General features: G+C 64.9%; 18 protein-coding genes and 1 tRNA gene. 9 read left to right on the forward strand and 10 right to left on the reverse strand.

Annotated features, from left to right (window positions below; all coding sequences use genetic code 11):
• Positions 1-202 (forward strand): zinc ribbon domain-containing protein (locus ACWUI7_RS13240; protein ID WP_496642678.1); only part of this gene is annotated, 202 nt, incomplete at its 5' end.
• A gap of 77 nt (positions 203-279) precedes the next feature.
• Here the strand turns inward: ACWUI7_RS13240 and ACWUI7_RS13245 are convergent.
• Positions 280-870 (reverse strand): IMP cyclohydrolase, encoded by a 591-nt coding sequence (locus ACWUI7_RS13245; RefSeq protein ID WP_496642679.1) that lies wholly within the window; start codon positions 868-870, stop codon positions 280-282.
• Positions 871-1,062: 192 nt separating this feature from the next.
• On the opposite strand from ACWUI7_RS13245, the gene ACWUI7_RS13250 reads away from it, so the two are divergent.
• A tRNA-Gln gene (locus ACWUI7_RS13250) sits at positions 1,063-1,135 on the forward strand.
• Between the two features lie 131 nt (positions 1,136-1,266).
• Here the strand turns inward: ACWUI7_RS13250 and cgi121 are convergent.
• The 3 genes from cgi121 to ACWUI7_RS13265 form a co-directional block, all read right to left on the reverse strand.
• The gene (cgi121, locus tag ACWUI7_RS13255) at positions 1,267-1,842 is read right to left on the reverse strand and encodes a KEOPS complex subunit Cgi121 (protein WP_496642680.1); all 576 of its coding nucleotides are present in this window, start codon (positions 1,840-1,842) and stop codon (positions 1,267-1,269) included.
• A complete protein-coding gene (locus ACWUI7_RS13260; RefSeq protein WP_496642681.1) occupies positions 1,839-4,301 on the reverse strand; it encodes an ATP-dependent DNA helicase in 2,463 nt (820 codons plus the stop codon). The genes cgi121 and ACWUI7_RS13260 overlap by 4 nt, the downstream gene beginning before the upstream one ends.
• Before the next feature lie 95 nt (positions 4,302-4,396).
• Complete coding sequence (locus ACWUI7_RS13265) at positions 4,397-4,651, reverse strand: DUF7967 family protein (protein WP_496642682.1); 255 nt, start codon at positions 4,649-4,651, stop codon at positions 4,397-4,399.
• Positions 4,652-4,756: 105 nt separating this feature from the next.
• Between ACWUI7_RS13265 and ACWUI7_RS13270 the strand changes: the two genes are divergently transcribed.
• Positions 4,757-4,999: a ferredoxin gene (locus ACWUI7_RS13270; protein ID WP_496642683.1), complete on the forward strand. Its 243-nt coding sequence runs from the start codon at positions 4,757-4,759 to the stop codon at positions 4,997-4,999.
• 26 nt (positions 5,000-5,025) lie between these two features.
• Here ACWUI7_RS13270 and hemB read toward each other — a convergent pair whose 3' ends face one another.
• The 3 genes from hemB to ACWUI7_RS13285 all read right to left on the reverse strand — a co-directional run bounded on the left by hemB (position 5,026) and on the right by ACWUI7_RS13285 (position 7,198).
• The gene (gene hemB / locus ACWUI7_RS13275; RefSeq protein ID WP_496642684.1) at positions 5,026-6,006 is read right to left on the reverse strand and encodes a porphobilinogen synthase; all 981 of its coding nucleotides are present in this window, start codon (positions 6,004-6,006) and stop codon (positions 5,026-5,028) included.
• A 99-nt stretch (positions 6,007-6,105) separates the two neighbouring features.
• On the reverse strand, positions 6,106-6,270 hold the full coding sequence (locus tag ACWUI7_RS13280) for a DUF6757 family protein (protein ID WP_496642685.1): 165 nt from the start codon (positions 6,268-6,270) through the stop codon (positions 6,106-6,108).
• 94 nt (positions 6,271-6,364) lie between these two features.
• Positions 6,365-7,198 (reverse strand): PHP domain-containing protein, encoded by an 834-nt coding sequence (locus ACWUI7_RS13285; RefSeq protein WP_496642686.1) that lies wholly within the window; start codon positions 7,196-7,198, stop codon positions 6,365-6,367.
• Positions 7,199-7,384: 186 nt separating this feature from the next.
• Here ACWUI7_RS13285 and ACWUI7_RS13290 point away from each other — a divergent pair, with 186 nt between their 5' ends.
• Entirely contained in the window at positions 7,385-7,666 is a 282-nt protein-coding gene (locus ACWUI7_RS13290) for a DUF5789 family protein (RefSeq protein WP_496642687.1), read from the forward strand.
• A gap of 94 nt (positions 7,667-7,760) precedes the next feature.
• Here ACWUI7_RS13290 and ACWUI7_RS13295 read toward each other — a convergent pair whose 3' ends face one another.
• Positions 7,761-8,807, reverse strand: coding sequence for a DUF5784 family protein (locus tag ACWUI7_RS13295; RefSeq protein WP_496642688.1), 1,047 nt, complete (start codon positions 8,805-8,807; stop codon positions 7,761-7,763).
• A 146-nt stretch (positions 8,808-8,953) separates the two neighbouring features.
• On the opposite strand from ACWUI7_RS13295, the gene ACWUI7_RS13300 reads away from it, so the two are divergent.
• Positions 8,954-9,121 (forward strand): DUF5786 family protein, encoded by a 168-nt coding sequence (locus ACWUI7_RS13300; protein WP_496642689.1) that lies wholly within the window; start codon positions 8,954-8,956, stop codon positions 9,119-9,121.
• Between the two features lie 29 nt (positions 9,122-9,150).
• On the opposite strand, the gene ACWUI7_RS13305 is transcribed toward ACWUI7_RS13300, so the two are convergent.
• Positions 9,151-9,825, reverse strand: a complete 675-nt coding sequence (locus ACWUI7_RS13305; RefSeq protein ID WP_496642690.1) for a DUF7530 family protein — start codon at positions 9,823-9,825, stop codon at positions 9,151-9,153.
• Positions 9,822-10,820, reverse strand: coding sequence for an NAD(P)H-binding protein (locus ACWUI7_RS13310; RefSeq protein WP_496642691.1), 999 nt, complete (start codon positions 10,818-10,820; stop codon positions 9,822-9,824). The genes ACWUI7_RS13305 and ACWUI7_RS13310 overlap by 4 nt, the downstream gene beginning before the upstream one ends.
• Positions 10,821-10,936: 116 nt before the next feature.
• Between ACWUI7_RS13310 and ACWUI7_RS13315 the strand changes: the two genes are divergently transcribed.
• The 4 genes from ACWUI7_RS13315 to ACWUI7_RS13330 all read left to right on the forward strand — a co-directional run bounded on the left by ACWUI7_RS13315 (position 10,937) and on the right by ACWUI7_RS13330 (position 13,705).
• Positions 10,937-11,854: an MBL fold metallo-hydrolase gene (locus tag ACWUI7_RS13315; RefSeq protein ID WP_496642692.1), complete on the forward strand. Its 918-nt coding sequence runs from the start codon at positions 10,937-10,939 to the stop codon at positions 11,852-11,854.
• A gap of 90 nt (positions 11,855-11,944) precedes the next feature.
• Positions 11,945-12,550, forward strand: coding sequence for a PspA-associated protein PspAB (gene pspAB / locus ACWUI7_RS13320; RefSeq protein WP_496642693.1), 606 nt, complete (start codon positions 11,945-11,947; stop codon positions 12,548-12,550).
• Positions 12,551-12,553: 3 nt separating this feature from the next.
• The gene (locus ACWUI7_RS13325) at positions 12,554-13,051 is read left to right on the forward strand and encodes a hypothetical protein (protein ID WP_496642694.1); all 498 of its coding nucleotides are present in this window, start codon (positions 12,554-12,556) and stop codon (positions 13,049-13,051) included.
• A gap of 24 nt (positions 13,052-13,075) precedes the next feature.
• A complete protein-coding gene (locus tag ACWUI7_RS13330; RefSeq protein WP_496642695.1) occupies positions 13,076-13,705 on the forward strand; it encodes an IMPACT family protein in 630 nt (209 codons plus the stop codon).
• The last annotated feature ends 491 nt before the right edge of the window (positions 13,706-14,196 follow it).

A 14,196-nucleotide genomic window follows, 5' to 3' on the forward strand; every position in this document is an offset into this window, starting at 1 on the left:
ACACTTTGAGTGCCAGAAGTGTGGGTACGAAGTAAACGCAGACTACAACGCCGCGAAGAATATCGGGGTCCGGTACGCTCGAAAGCGGACACACAGACTCCGTTCCTCGCCCAAGTCGGAGAGCGGAGACGCACAAGTAGACGTGCGTATAAATGGTGGGGCGCTGAACAGTGAGGGTCACCAGCCTATTGCTGGCGACTGATTACCGGGAGTCCACATCAAAGCCCAACCCTCAACGAGCGAACCCCGTATGGGGTGAGCGAAGTAGGGTAGGGTAGTTTACTTGTCGTTATCGACCGCGAGCGAGACGCCGTCGCTGTCGACGGTTGCGCCTGCCGCACAGACGGGATGCTCGAAGTCGGCTCCAAGCACTTCGCTCGCGGCGGCCGCTGCGTCGCTCGCGGCTAGGTCGTACCGCGCTGGAGTGTCAGTCTCGTACGTCGCGACCATGGTCGGATCCTCGACCGTTTCGACGAGCAGCGCGTCGTGTCTGACGGTCCCGATCGTCGCGGTTTCGGCGCCGACGACACCGGCCACGCGCGGGGTGTCATAGTCGTCCTTCTCGAAGTCGAGCGCCAGTAGTGGGCTCGCGAGCGCGTCTCGAGCCGGGTATCCCCGCTCGAGCTTCTCTGCGATCGGATCCACGTGTGAGCCGTTACCGAGGACTGCGAGCTGCTCGCCAGTCGGCGCTGAGACGGCGCGAGCACAGTTGTACGAGACGTACGGATTGTCGGTGGCCGGTGCGTCTGGCGTCGGCTCGACAGTCAGGGTTCCGTCGCGCTTGGTGACCCGTCGGTTCGGAAATGACCGTGAAGAGACTCGATACGCGCCAATTCCCGGCCCGACGACGACAAACCGTCCGATGTACATACACGTTGGTGGACAACGTACCGGCTAAAACACGTCGATCGATCCATGGGTGGGCTAACCTTCGTCGTTGAGCTCGGGTCGGCCTTCGTGCTGACGTCACCGACGAGGCATCACGATGTGTGTCACTTAGTTACATGGAGCGGGGCGACGCGCAACGCTTACAAACTCGGGTGCTGTACCAATGATGCACATAGTCCATTGGGGTAGTGGCCAATCCTGAAGCCTTCTGGGGGCTTCGACCCTGGTTCGAATCCAGGATGGACTACTTCCGTTCTCTCGTGGTCGTTTTGTGACCCCCATCGTGATCCATCACGAGTCATCCTGTGATCTTTCGTGTGGAGGGAGTGTCCGGCTGCAGTCTAGCGGTTTCCATCTGAAACAAGGGGGTATCGATGATCACTTTTCGACGTCGAGTAACGCCACCCGCTCACGGACGAGCGCCGAGAGATCTCCCGCGACCGCTTTGAGCTCCCTATCGGTGATCTCGTAGTACGACCGCACGGCTGCCTCATCGCAGGTCCCGAGCACCTGCGCCGGCTCACACAGCTGTTCGACTGCCTCCACGGCTGCCTCGAGGGACGCGCTTGGTTGGGCCGCGCCAGGCACGTCTCCAAAGTCGGCGACGACGAATCCCACTCGCTTTTCGCCCGCCTCAACGCCGAGTGCGAGCGCCTGGTCGATCTGCCGCCGGCCGGCCGCGTACAACAGCACTTCTACTGCCGGGTCGCGTGCGACCGCCTCACCGCGTGCAACCGCCCGAGCGGCCAGTCGCGTCGCGAGCCGGAGATGGTCGCCATCGACGATCCGGTCGGCGTCGACCGCCTGTACGACCGCGCCGGTCTCCGCACCAATCGCTTTGATATCGCTAAGGAACGCGTCGAGGTCCTCAATACCGACCCGCCCCTCGACGAGACGCGTCTCTGGGGTGACCCACCCGTTCGGGGTGTCGGCCGCCGGGTCGTCTCGGGTCATCGGAAATCACCCAAACTGGCCTGTCCGTCGCCGTCTCCGTCGCTGCTCCCAGCGGTCGCTGCTGCGGCCGCGGTGTGGTCGGCGTCAACGTCGTCCATCGACGGGTCTTCTCGCCCGGCGTGCTCAAGCACCCGTTCTGCGGTTCGCTCACGGCCACGAAGCGCGCCGAGCACGACACTCTTGTCGGCTTCACGGAGGTCGGCGCGCGTCTCGATTCCAGCCTCAAAGAGCCGCCTGGCGCGCTTTCGTCCGACAGTCCGGACGCCGGCGAGATCCAGCAGCTGTTCACGCACGCCGTACTCGACCCGCTTGCGGGCGCGTCGTACCGCGAGCACGGCATCGCCGTCGATCGCGTCGACATCGGCAGCGAGCGTCTCGGCGGCGCGCAACAGCCACTCTGCGGTCTCGACTTTCCCGCGGATGTCGCCTGGCCCGACCCCGTACCGCTCGGCGATCCGGTCTTCGTCAACCTCTTCGGTCCAATCTTCGAGCAGCCGCCCCGTCTTGAGCGCCGCGAGCCAGTCTTCGAACCGGACGTCCTCGTACTCCGATGGCGTCGACCCGATCAGCTCGTCTTCGCGCTCGTAACACACCTCGGTGTACCGCTCGCGATCACCCGACTTGAGATAGAGCTCGTAGGTGTCCGGCGTTCGGCTCACGAGATGGTACAGCCCGAGCGCCGAGAGGTCGACGGTGGGTGGAATCCCATCGATCGGCGTCTTTTCGTCGCTTGTCTCGCCATGGTCACCCGCGTTGTCCTCGCCGCTTGCCTCGTCGACCCGGCTGTACGTTCCGAAGTCGGGCATCCCGTCTTCTGCCGACGTGCTGGATCGTTCGTATGCACTTGGCTCGTCGCTGTCGTCGATTGCACAGGCCTCGCGGAGCCCGTCGAGGAGCGTCGCGGCGCTCATCGGATCCAAGTAGAGTCGAGAGACGGTGTGACCGATTCCCGTCGCGGCGAGCGTCTCGGTCCCGTTTGAGCGGTCGCGTTCAAGAAAGCCGTTTGCCTCGAGGTACTCGAGTACGGCGTCGGTCACCGCGGTAAGCCGTCGTTCGTCGTCGGTTTGGGTGGCATAGAGGGTGTTATCGAGGAAATCGAGGAGTCCTCGTCGCGTGGAGGCGAACCCGGAGGCAACGGTCGCGAGCACGTGTGTCCGGAGTGCGGGCTCGGCGGCGAGCTTCGATCGCACTGGCTCCGGCTCTGCCCAGACGTAACGCTCGAACAGCTCCTGTTTCGTGTCGGCGTCGTTCGCGAGTAACACCGCCTCGCCGTACGGATCGAGTCCCGGTCGACCGGCGCGCCCACACATCTGGTGGACCTCGAGCACGTCGAGCGGCTTCATCCCGCCAAACTCGCCGTCGTACCGCCGCCAGTCGCGAACCACTACCCGCCGTGCCGGGGTGTTGACGCCGGCAGCGAGCGTTGGCGTCGCCGAGACGGCTTTGATCAATCGGTCTCGAAACGCGTCCTCAATCGCTGCCCGGTTCGACGCCGCGAGCCCAGCGTGGTGGAACGCAGCCCCTCGCTCGACGACGTCGGCGAGGTCGCTTGCGGTGTCGGCGTCGGAGGCTTCTCGGACCGTCTCAGCCAACTCACGGAGTCGGTCGCGCTCGTCGGCCGTCAGTCGCTCACGAGTTACGTCAGCCAGCGTCCGGGCGGCTGACTCGGCGTTTCGTCGGGAGTTGACGAACACGAGCGAGGAGCCGCCACGGCCGTCTGCTTCGGTGTCGAGCGCGTCCGCGACGAGTCGAGCGGTAGTATCCTCGCCGCGGTCGACACGCACCTCGCGTTTGCTCCCGTCGTCGAAGTCAATCGCGTTACCGTAGTGGACGCCCGTGTGGAGCGCTATTGGGCGCCACTCTGACTCGACGAGCGCCGCGTCGAGCCAGTCAGCGATAGTCGCTGCGTTGCCGACCGTCGCCGATAGTGCAACCGTCTGAAGGTTCGGATTCACGCGACGGAGCTTCGCGAGGGTAACCTCAAGCGTCGGTCCTCGATTCCCGTCGTCGACGAGGTGGACCTCGTCGCTCACCACACAGGACAGATCGTCGATCCACGGCGCCCCGTTGCGGATCAGCGAATCGACTTTCTCGCTCGTGGCGACGACGATGTCGCGGCTCGCGAGCCACTCGCCGTCGGAGCTGTAGTTTCCTGTCGAAACGCCGACGGTGACGCCGTGGTCCTCCCAGCGTTCGAACTCGGTCTTCTTCTCGCTGGCGAGCGCACGAAGCGGCACGATGTATAGCGCCATGCCGCCGCGTTCGACCGCCGACAGCATCGCGAGCTCGGCGATGAGGGTCTTCCCGGAGGCGGTCGGCACCGCGGCGACGAGACTCTCACCGTTGAGGATGCCGGCCTCGACAGCCGCCGCCTGCGGCGGGTAGAGCGTCTCGACACCCTCGGTTTCGAGCGCCTCGCCGACGCCCGACGGCAGTCCGGAGAGCGCGGTCGGTTCCATTACTACATTGTTCGCCCCCGATCGGATTTAAACCGTTTGAAGGTTCGGAGGTGAGCCACGTGGGACCGATCGCCGGCGACGAGTCTGCTGCACTGCTAGACCGTCTCGTCGCGGTCGTGTTCGGCGGCCATCCGGGTGGCTTCCGTCGCGAACCGCTCAACCAAATCTGTGGGCGTCTCTCCGAGCGCACTTGCGTCGGCGTCCCGCCCAGCAGCGACGCCGTCGCCCATCATCAGCCGCCGCTCGGATACCTCCGTGGTGTGGACGCGTTCGCCGTCTAGGGTCGCGTACGTCAGCCGCACCAGTCCCTTCGAGTCGAACTGTCTGTCGACGAGCCAGACCTCCGTCATCGTCGGTTGGTGGGGCCTCCATCAAATAAAACAGCAGGGGTCCGATGGCTCGCCACGAGATGTGTCACCCGTCACGGCTTTGTATCTCGTGGCTGAACGACGGGTATGTACGTCGAGTTCGACCGCGACACGTGTATTGGCATGTACCAGTGCGTCGCCGAGTGGGACGCTTTCGAAAAGAATCTGAACGACGGGAAAGCCGATCTCGTCGACAGCGAGGAACCGGAGACGGACGTCTTCGTTGTCGACGTCCCTGAAGGCGAGGAGCTCGACGCGGAGTTCGCGGCGCGTGCCTGCCCCGTCGATGCGATCGCGCTGTACGATGACGACGGCGAGCAGGTAGTATAACCGAGCGCCCGAGCAGAGAACCGCCGCTAGAGACGCTCGGCGAGGTCCTCGGCGAAGTACGTCACGATGAGGTCGGCGCCCGCCCGTTTCAGGGAGAGCAACGACTCGTGAGCGGTCGCCTCAAGATCAAGCCACCCCTTCTCTGCGGCCGCGTGAAGCATCGCGTACTCGCCGGAGACGTTGTACGCGGCGACGGGCCGGTCGAACTCCCGCCGCACGTCGGCGAGCACGTCGAGGTACGGTAAGCCTGGTTTTACAAGCAGTACGTCGGCTCCCTCCTCGACGTCGATCCGGGCCTCGCGCAGCGCCTCTCGGCGGTTCGCCGGGTCCATCTGGTAGTGTCGCCGGTCGCCGAACGCCGGCGCCCCGTCAGCAGCGTCGCGAAACGGCCCGTAGAAGCTCGACTCGTACTTAACCGCGTAGCTCAGTATCCCGACATCTCGGTGACCTGCCTCGTCGAGCGCCTCGCGGATCGCAGCGACCTGCCCGTCCGCCATCGCCGAGGGAGCAACCATCGATGCACCCGCTGCGGCCTGTGAGACGGCCGTCTCCGCCAGCAGCTTGAGCGTCTCGTCGTTGCGAACAGTGAGTGTTGGGGCTGCCTCAGCGTCTGACTCGAGCACGCCACAGTGGCCGTGATCGGTGTACTCACACAGACAAACGTCGCCAATCACGGTCGCGTTGGTTTCTGCTGTTATTCGTCGGATCGCCCGTTGGACGACGCCGTCGTCGGCGTATGCACGGCTCCCCTCGGGATCCTTCGACGCGGGCACGCCGAACAACATCACCGCTTCGACACCCGTCTCACAGACCGTCTCGACGCGGGCGGCCGCCTCGTTGACCGGCACACGCTCGTGACCAGGCATCGACTCGATGGGGACCCGCTCGTCCGTCGTCGCGTCGACGAAAACGGGCGCAACGAGGTCGGACGCCGACAGCGACGACTCGCTGACGAGCGGACGGAACGCGTCGGTTCGAAGCCGCCGTGGCCGGTCGGTCGGAAACATAAACACGATTCGACCCCAACGAACTTTTACCATTCGTTCGGCTCACGCGGTCGTCTGTGGCCCCCGTGCCCGGAGAAACCGCCGTCGTATCGCCGCTGGCTACTCGCGCGACTCGACGTTGAGTCGGTCGCGCAGCGCCGCCAACCCATCGTCGTCGGCCAGCGCGTCCACCTGTTCGCGGAAGTGCTCATCACAGAGGCCGACGACGACCCCGTCGTGTTCGGTCTCGTAGGCCGCCTCGCGGTCGCAGTAGTGACACTGCATACGGTTGTTTGGGTCGCTCCGAGCAATAACCCTGTTCCTCGCGACGCAATTCACCGGACGTTGGGGCGGTGACCTCCTGCTCACTCACCCGACGTCACTGAGGCTTGGGGAGTCGCTCGCGGATCGGCTTGAAGTTGGATTCGGTCACCCCCGCGGCGCCGAGGGTCCGTCCGTGGGCGTCGCTTCCGCCGGTCGCCAACAGTGGAGCCGACTCTACGACCTGGTCGATCCGATTGGTGTCGACCGATCGACCGTACGGATACCAACGCTCGACCGCGTCGAGGTCGCGTGCGACCGCCAGTGCCGCGTCGACGTCGTCGTACCGGAACGGGTGTGCGAGTCCGACGAACGCACACGCCTCCTGGAGCAACTCGACACCCGTCTCGAGGTCGGTTACTGACCGCGGGACGTAACACTGGCATCCGTCACCGATCAGGTCGGTAAAGGCCATCTCGTAGTCGTACGGGGCGCTGGAATCGGCTATCGCCCGGGCAATGTGCGGTCGACCGATTCCGGATTCGACTTCGACGTCGAGATCGACATCCAGCCGGTCTTCGACTTGGTCGACGATCGCAGCGCCGCGCTCCCGGCGGTCGGCTTGCAGCCGCACTATTTCGGCGTTGAGCCGTGGGGTGTGCTCGACGGCGTACCCGAGTAGATCAAGCCGTTCTGGCCCCGCGTCAACGCGGAGTTCGATCCCACGGACGAGCCGCACCCCGTCCCTGTTCACGACTGGTGCGTCGATACCGGGATGAATTCGGTCGTGGTCGGTGACTGCCACCCACGCGAGGCCCGCCTCCTGTGCCGCCTCTGGCACTGCCTCAATCGAGAGCGTGCCGTCGGAGATCGTCGTGTGCGTGTGAAGGTCAGCGACGATCGGCTCGTCCGTCGCCGGTGTCGCGTTGGTCGGTGACCGTGCGGTGGGCATCGTTCCCGGCTAGGAGTTCGAGTAGCTAATGTGCTCGGGTGATGGACTGATAGCCAGATCCTGTGCCCGCAGTCCGTGATTTGATCTGACACGCACCGTGTGGTAATATGGCATATTACGACATCCCCTTAGACTAAGGTTCTACATGAACAATCATTAAGTACATCCGGCACATCACAGCAGTTGATGCGTTTGAATGGCGTCGACGATCGGATCGAGCGGCACCAGTTCCCGACAACCTCCGAAGAACTCATCGCGGCACACGGCAACGCGACCGTAGAACTCGCCGACGGTTCCGAGCGGATCGGGGACGTGCTTGAGCGGTTCGGCGATCAGACGTTCGACGCACCCGAGGAGGTCTTCGATACGCTCCGTGCCGGTGTCTGTCACCGAGACGTCGGCCGGCGGTTCTACTCGGACCGCGACCCGACCACCGGCCAAGAGGGCCCCGACCCGGTCTCGTTCTGAGACGGGCCCGGCCGTTCTGACAGACCTCGCACCGAGACGCAACCAAATTTGCGGAGAGTCACAGAGAACGCCTTGCGCGCCTGCAGCGTCCCGCTCAGACCCACTCGAGAGCGTCATCAAACGCGAGCGGCACCGACCCCTTCTGATACGCTTCGATCCGTCCGCTCGGCCGCGCCCGAAGCACGATGGCTGGCCGATGTCCGACGTCCGGCTTCGCGGCCTTAACCGCCGCCCAGTCGTCTGCCGGGAACGACGAACAGTCGACGAGCAGGGTCGCTCCGCCGCCATGTGCTGAGAGCTGCCCGCTCGTCTTCGTCTCGACCGTGTCGCGAACGGCAGCGACGGGGCCGCTTGCCGACCGCGTTGACACTGGCTGTGGTCGTGTCACCTCGGCGAGCCAGGCCTCGCCGGTCACGGGGTCGGCTGCTCGATAGTCGAGCGAGTGTCCGGTGGTCACCGCGGCCTCGGGGGTGATCGCGTACTCCGCGTCCGTGAGCAACTTCGCCGCGGTGAACTCCCCGATCGTCGCGCTCATCCGGACGAGGTCCATCGACGTCGACGTGCCGAGCTTTCCGGCCATCGTCTCGCGATACCCATCGAGGATGCCCGGGTGTAACACCCGCTCGACGTAGCCTGTTCCCTCTTTGCGGGTCGCGTCCGGAAAGCCGGCTGCGTGGTCTCGAAAGAACGCCCGGGTCGTCGCCGCACCGTCTTTCGAACAGAACACCGGAAGGAAGAACCACGAGACGTGCGGGTAATCGGCGAGCCATGGGTCGTCGTCGTGAAGCCCGGCCAATAGCTCCCGCTGTGCCCATCTCGAAACTGGGTATGGAACCGCATCGAAGCCGTACTTGTCTGTCCGCCAAAGCGCGCTCGGCGTCTCCGTATTCCCGAGCCAGTAGCCAACGGGTCCGCCGCCCGCACCGTCCGGCGGCCGGGGATCCTCGTCGCTCCAACAGAACAGCGCCCATGAGCCGTCATCCATGTCGAACCGGCGGGCCCCGAAGCCGGGCGGGGACGCGTACCACGGGTCGCCGGCGGCAGCACCGAGGTTCTGATCAAGCGGCCGCTCGATCTGCGTCCGTACCCGGTTCTTGTCCCACCGGCCGGGCGAACGCCTGAATCGCAGCGGTTGTGCCACACAGGCTGTACCCGCTAGCTGGGTTAATCGCTTCCGGTGGGCCGATTTGTGGACAGGCGTCGACCCCGCCGTCTCCGCCAACGTGTAGCGTTCAGACGCCGATAAGTATATGTGTGACTCTGTCTAAGTGAGTGTGTACCATGTCAATGGGTGCCTATGATGAAGCAGAACACGAGCGTCGTGAACAGAAGACTGGCGTTGTCGACGCCGACTTTGACGCCGAGCGGCCGGAGTACTCTGGGTCGCTCACGTACGATTCGGGCGACTCCGCGGAGGCACTCCTCGACAAATTTCAAGAAATGCAGGGCCAGTAGCGGAGCGTAACCTGGCCGGCACCCATGCGCTAGGGGCGCGTCAACAGTATCGCTGTTGAGCACACGACCGCGACCGCGAGTACATGCCCGACGACCGCACCAAGCAGAATCGGCTCGTTGAGCAAGAACGGCACTAACGCGAGTTGTAACACCGAAAATCCGATGTTTTCCGCGTCGAGTCGCCGTGCGCTTTTGGCCTCGTCAGTTGGAAGCGTGAGGTGGACGGCCCGCCAGAGTGCGACGACCGCGCTCCACCATGACGTGCCGATCCGATAGGTGAGATCCCAGAGAATGAGCAGCGTCAGGTACACCACCGGGACCGGTGGGTTGGCGCCGAACAGCTGTGTCAACAACGTCCCTTCTACGGCGATCAGGTACGTCAAGAGTGCGATAAATGCGAGCACGCCCAACACGATCTCAATACTCGTTCCGAACAGGAGCCGCTTGTGTGACGGCGGGGTCGATAACAACCGGTTTTTCGCGCCGAGTCGGTGCATCTCGACGCTGCCGACCGCCGCAACGGCCACCGCAGCGGTTCCAGCGAGCACTGCGTCCCATAGGCCATAGTACCAGCCGAGCACGAGTACGCCGACCTCAAAGAGGACGAACTGGATCGCAACCGCAAGCGACCGCGGAACGCTCAACCCAGGTATCCCGCCGACGAGACTCTCGTACACCCAGGTCTCGCCGTAGCTCCGACTCACGCCGACCGCCCCTCGGTCGACGCACCCTCGGACACAGCCGTCTCGTCCGTCTGTTCCCCATCGCCTGCAACATCCGCGGGCACACTCTCGCCGTTCGCGTTTGCCTCGTCGATGGCCCTGGCGACCGCGAGATCGAACGACGTCTCGTCTACAGGGACGAGGTCGCGAATTCGGTCGTCTTCAACGATAACGGTGTTTCGAAGTCCCTCAACCAGCGACCGCGCGAGGTACGGGTCAACGTCGGTGACGAGCCGCAGCCATCGTGCCGAGAGTCCGGGGCTCAACACCGGCACACGGATGATACGAAGCCTATGACCGAACTGCTGGCGAGTCCGTCGGAGTATCTCGGCGTAGGTGAACACCTCCGGCCCACCGACCTCGTAGGTTTCACCGGCCGTCTCGGGTACTTCGAGCACCCCAGCGAGGTACGCCACCACATCGTTGATCGCGATGGGCTGACACAGCGTGTCGACCCACTTCGGTGTCACCATCACCGGCAGCCGACTTGCGAGCCCGCGGATCACCCCGAAGCTCGCACTACCCTCGCCGATGACGATCGCAGCGCGCAGTGTCGTGAGTGCGTACGACCCCTCCCCGAGTAGCCGCTCGACCTCGCGGCGCGAGCGGAGGTGCTCTGAGAGCTCCTCGCGGTCCTCACCGAGCCCACCGAGGTACACGACACGCCCAAGCCCCGCATCAGACGCAGCTGTGGCAAAATTACGTGCGCAGTTCCTGTCGCGCTCCTCGTAGCCGGGGCCGCCCTCTATCGAGTGAACGAGGTAGTACGCCGCATCGACGACCGAACCGTCGATTCGAAACGCCGGCGGCAGGGTCTCGGGCTCCAGCAGATCGCCCTCTACAACGTGGACACCCGCCGGCGGTCGATAGCCCTCGGCGTCGCGCACGAGCGCGACGACCTCGTGGCCCCGGTCGAGTAGCTCCGGAACGAGCCGGCTCCCGACGAATCCTGTCGCGCCAGTGACGAGCACACGCATGATCGGTGAGACGGCTGGAAGGAACATAAGCTCCCGCCCGCTGCGCGCCGCCCAGCCCCGGCTGGCCGTCGGCGCGCGACCGGACGGTACAAGCAACCCGGTCTCGTGAGTCCGGTATGAACGCCGGCGAGTTTGAACCCGTCCGCGGTGTCCCCGACCTCTACGTTCACGACACGGGGATGTTCGACACCGACGAGCACGGGTCCGTGTACGTGTACGACACTGAGCGACCGGCCGTGATCGACACCGGCACCGGCGCGAACCGGGTGGCGCTCTTCGACACGCTCTCTGCGATCGGCATCGGTCCCACAGATCTCGCGTGGATCCTCCCGACGCACGCCCACCTCGATCACGCCGGCGGTGCGGGATACCTCGCCGAGCGGTACCCGAATGCGGCGGTCCGTATTCCCGACCGTGGCGTCCGACACCTCGTCGATCCTGCGGCCCTTGTCGCTGGCACGAAGGCCGCCGTGCGCGATCAGTGGCGCCACTACGCCGACCCGCGTCCCGTCCCGGAGGATCGTATTGCGGGGCTTTCTAACGGCGACCGCGTCGACCTTGGCGACCGCGAGCTGGTCGTCCACGAGGCACCCGGCCACGCACCCCATCACGCAGTGTTTCACGACTCCGACGCGGGTGTCGTCTTCCCCGCCGACGCCGCCGGCATCTACGTCCCCGCGATTGACACCGTCAGACAGACCACACCGCCGCCGCAGTTCGATCTCGACCAGTGTCTCCGCGACATCGAACAGGTTGCTGAGCTGGAGCCCGAGTTGTTGTGTTTCGCCCACTTCGGTCCCCGGGCGTACGACCCGTCGATACTCGGGGCGGCAAAGCGCGCGTACGTCGAGTGGGTCGAAGCCGTTCGCTCGGCGCGGGAGGCGCTCCCCTCGGATGAGGCCGTCATCGAGCACTTTGAGGCCGCAAGCGCCGACCACGACTTCTGGAACCCGGAGCGCAGACGAGCCGACGCGAGTCTCAACACCCGTGGTGTGTTGCAGTTCCTCGACGACAGGGCCACCGAGTCCGAATGAGCGGTACGCACCGAAGACAGCATCCGACGTCACCGCAGGCACGCCACGTGGAAACGCCCTAATCCCCGCGGCGCATAGCGATGCCAACAGATGGGTATCTTCGATACGATCCGGTCGGTCCTCGGAACCAGCGCCGAGACCGATGCAACCCGTGCAGCCGACCCCGAGGACCTCTTCGGGATGTCGACAGCGTACGTGACGATGGAGGCAGACCTCGGCTATGACCACGCCGACGAGGCGGCGCTTTGTTTCTCCGACGTCGACAGCACCCGTTTCGACGACGCCGTTTCCACGGTCGAAGAAATCCTCACAGCAGGTGAACTTGAGACCGGAACTGGCTTTCACAGACACGCCGACGAGTACGGCTACCACTGGTTCGTCTTAGAGGACGATGACCCCGAAGACCTCGTGACCAGTATCCACTTTGCGGCCGACCAGTTCATTGAGGCCGGGTTCGGTTCGCGGCTCCTCGCAGCCGTCTTCGGCTTCGTCGACGCGGACGGCCCCGCGTATTGGGTCTATTCGTTCCGACGGGGGGCGTACTATCCGTTCGCCCCTCGGGGAACGAGCGACCGCGATCAGCGGACCGAGTTCTCACTTCAGTCCGTCCTCGACGGCGAACTCACGGTCGAATCCGACGAGTCGTATTGGTATCCGCTGTGGCCGGATGCCCCTGGACGACACCCTTGGGAGTGACCGATGCGCGAGGACCACTCGCCAGTAGAACGTGCTCCGCACACGGATGATGGCCCGTTCGCGCCGCGTGACGCGCTCGGTAAACGCGTGCTCCGTATCACCGCTGCACAGGCGGCGGTGGTGAGTGCAGCCGCTCACCTGCTTTGGGCGTGGCCGCGGCTCGCGGCACCGGCAGACGCCCGGCCGTACGTGTTCGTCCTCGCAGCCGTCGTCACCGTTCTCATCGCGGCCGCGACGCTCCGGGCCGACGAGTACCGCCGGCTCTACGCGCTCGGTGCCGGTACGCTCCTCGGGCTCCTCGCGGGATACGGCGTGTGGCACGGGGGTACCGCGCTCACCGCGTTTATCATCGAACCGCTCGCGATCGTCGCTGCTGCGGCCGAAATCGTCGGAACGGCCGCGTTCGTCGCTCTCTACCGCTTGGCACCGCCGACCGCAGTCGTCATGGCACGCAAACGTGACGCTGAACTGGAGGGTGAGACACCGACCGACATCGACTAGCCGTTTCGTCTCGATAAACTGTCCGTGAGCGACACCTACCGGACGGTTGCAGCGCACGCAACGACGGCGTTCGAGGTACGTGGTTCTCGGTTCCTTGGTCACGTCGACGCCGCTGACAGCGTTGCCGAGGCGGAGGCGTTCGTCGACGCCGTCGCGACGCAGTTCCCCGACGCGACGCACGTCGTCCCCGCCTATCGTGTGCCAGCGGCCGACACCTCCTCGCAATCGCCGACGTCGACCACGTTTCTCCGGGAGTACGCCGACGACGACGGTGAGCCGAGTGGGTCGGCGGGAAACCCGGCGCTTAACGTCCTCCAACAGCGCGACGTGGAGCGGGTCGTCTGTGCGGTGGTGCGGTACTACGGTGGGACGAACCTCGGTGTCGGCGGCCTCGCGCGGGCGTACGGTCGTGCCGTCGCTGACGCGCTTGAGGCCGCCGAAATCGTCGAAGAACACCCACACCACCACCTTGTCGTGCGAACCGACTACGACGATTCGGGCACGGTTCGCGGTGTCATCGAGTCTGCGGACGTCTCCTTCGAGGCCACGTACGACGCGCGCGTTCAATTCGATCTACGGGTGCCGGTCCCCGCGGTCGACGCGCTCGTCGAACGACTCAACGACGCGACGAGCGGCCGAGTCGAGATCGATTGACATCCTCCTCGCGCCGAAGCGCGAGGCTTTCTCCTCGATTCTCCGCAACTCCACGCTATCATCTCTAACCCACCGCGGTGGCGCGCGCCTCGTGGACCGCGATAGCGTGTCCACGAGCGCGTGCGAGGGATGAGCGAGTCGCCCGTGGGCGACGAGTGAATCGGCTGGGGAGGGTGTGGCGGTCATTGGTGTCCGGGTGTCACGGAGTCGTCGTGGTCACAGCATTACCGTCACAGGCGTATTGGGGGAGGGTGTGGCGGTCATTGGTGTCCGGGTGTCACGGAGTCGTCGTGGTCACAGCATTACCGTCACAGGCGTATTGGGGGAGGGTGTGGCGGAACGTGGTGTCAGTATGTCACGGAGTCGTGGTGGTCACAGCGTTACCGTCACAGGCGCATTGAGGAGGGTGTCGCAGTAATTGGTGCCCAGATGTCACGCAGTCGTGTCGGCCACGCGCTCTCAGCCGACGCACACGAGCGCCCGGCTTCGAC

The organism is Halorubrum orientale (genome assembly GCF_059623105.1).

Bases quoted from the DNA above. Each gene is read 5' to 3' on its own strand.
- ACWUI7_RS13245 (WP_496642679.1), bottom strand. From the start codon at position 870: ATGTACATCGGACGGTTTGTCGTCGTCGGGCCGGGAATTGGCGCGTAT.
- cgi121 (WP_496642680.1), bottom strand. From the start codon at position 1,842: ATGACCCGAGACGACCCGGCGGCCGACACCCCGAACGGGTGGGTCACC.
- ACWUI7_RS13260 (WP_496642681.1), bottom strand. From the start codon at position 4,301: ATGGAACCGACCGCGCTCTCCGGACTGCCGTCGGGCGTCGGCGAGGCG.
- ACWUI7_RS13265 (WP_496642682.1), bottom strand. From the start codon at position 4,651: ATGACGGAGGTCTGGCTCGTCGACAGACAGTTCGACTCGAAGGGACTG.
- ACWUI7_RS13270 (WP_496642683.1), top strand. From the start codon at position 4,757: ATGTACGTCGAGTTCGACCGCGACACGTGTATTGGCATGTACCAGTGC.
- hemB (WP_496642684.1), bottom strand. From the start codon at position 6,006: ATGTTTCCGACCGACCGGCCACGGCGGCTTCGAACCGACGCGTTCCGT.
- ACWUI7_RS13280 (WP_496642685.1), bottom strand. From the start codon at position 6,270: ATGCAGTGTCACTACTGCGACCGCGAGGCGGCCTACGAGACCGAACAC.
- ACWUI7_RS13285 (WP_496642686.1), bottom strand. From the start codon at position 7,198: ATGCCCACCGCACGGTCACCGACCAACGCGACACCGGCGACGGACGAG.
- ACWUI7_RS13290 (WP_496642687.1), top strand. From the start codon at position 7,385: ATGCGTTTGAATGGCGTCGACGATCGGATCGAGCGGCACCAGTTCCCG.
- ACWUI7_RS13300 (WP_496642689.1), top strand. From the start codon at position 8,954: ATGGGTGCCTATGATGAAGCAGAACACGAGCGTCGTGAACAGAAGACT.
- ACWUI7_RS13310 (WP_496642691.1), bottom strand. From the start codon at position 10,820: ATGCGTGTGCTCGTCACTGGCGCGACAGGATTCGTCGGGAGCCGGCTC.
- ACWUI7_RS13315 (WP_496642692.1), top strand. From the start codon at position 10,937: ATGAACGCCGGCGAGTTTGAACCCGTCCGCGGTGTCCCCGACCTCTAC.
- pspAB (WP_496642693.1), top strand. From the start codon at position 11,945: ATGGGTATCTTCGATACGATCCGGTCGGTCCTCGGAACCAGCGCCGAG.
- ACWUI7_RS13325 (WP_496642694.1), top strand. From the start codon at position 12,554: ATGCGCGAGGACCACTCGCCAGTAGAACGTGCTCCGCACACGGATGAT.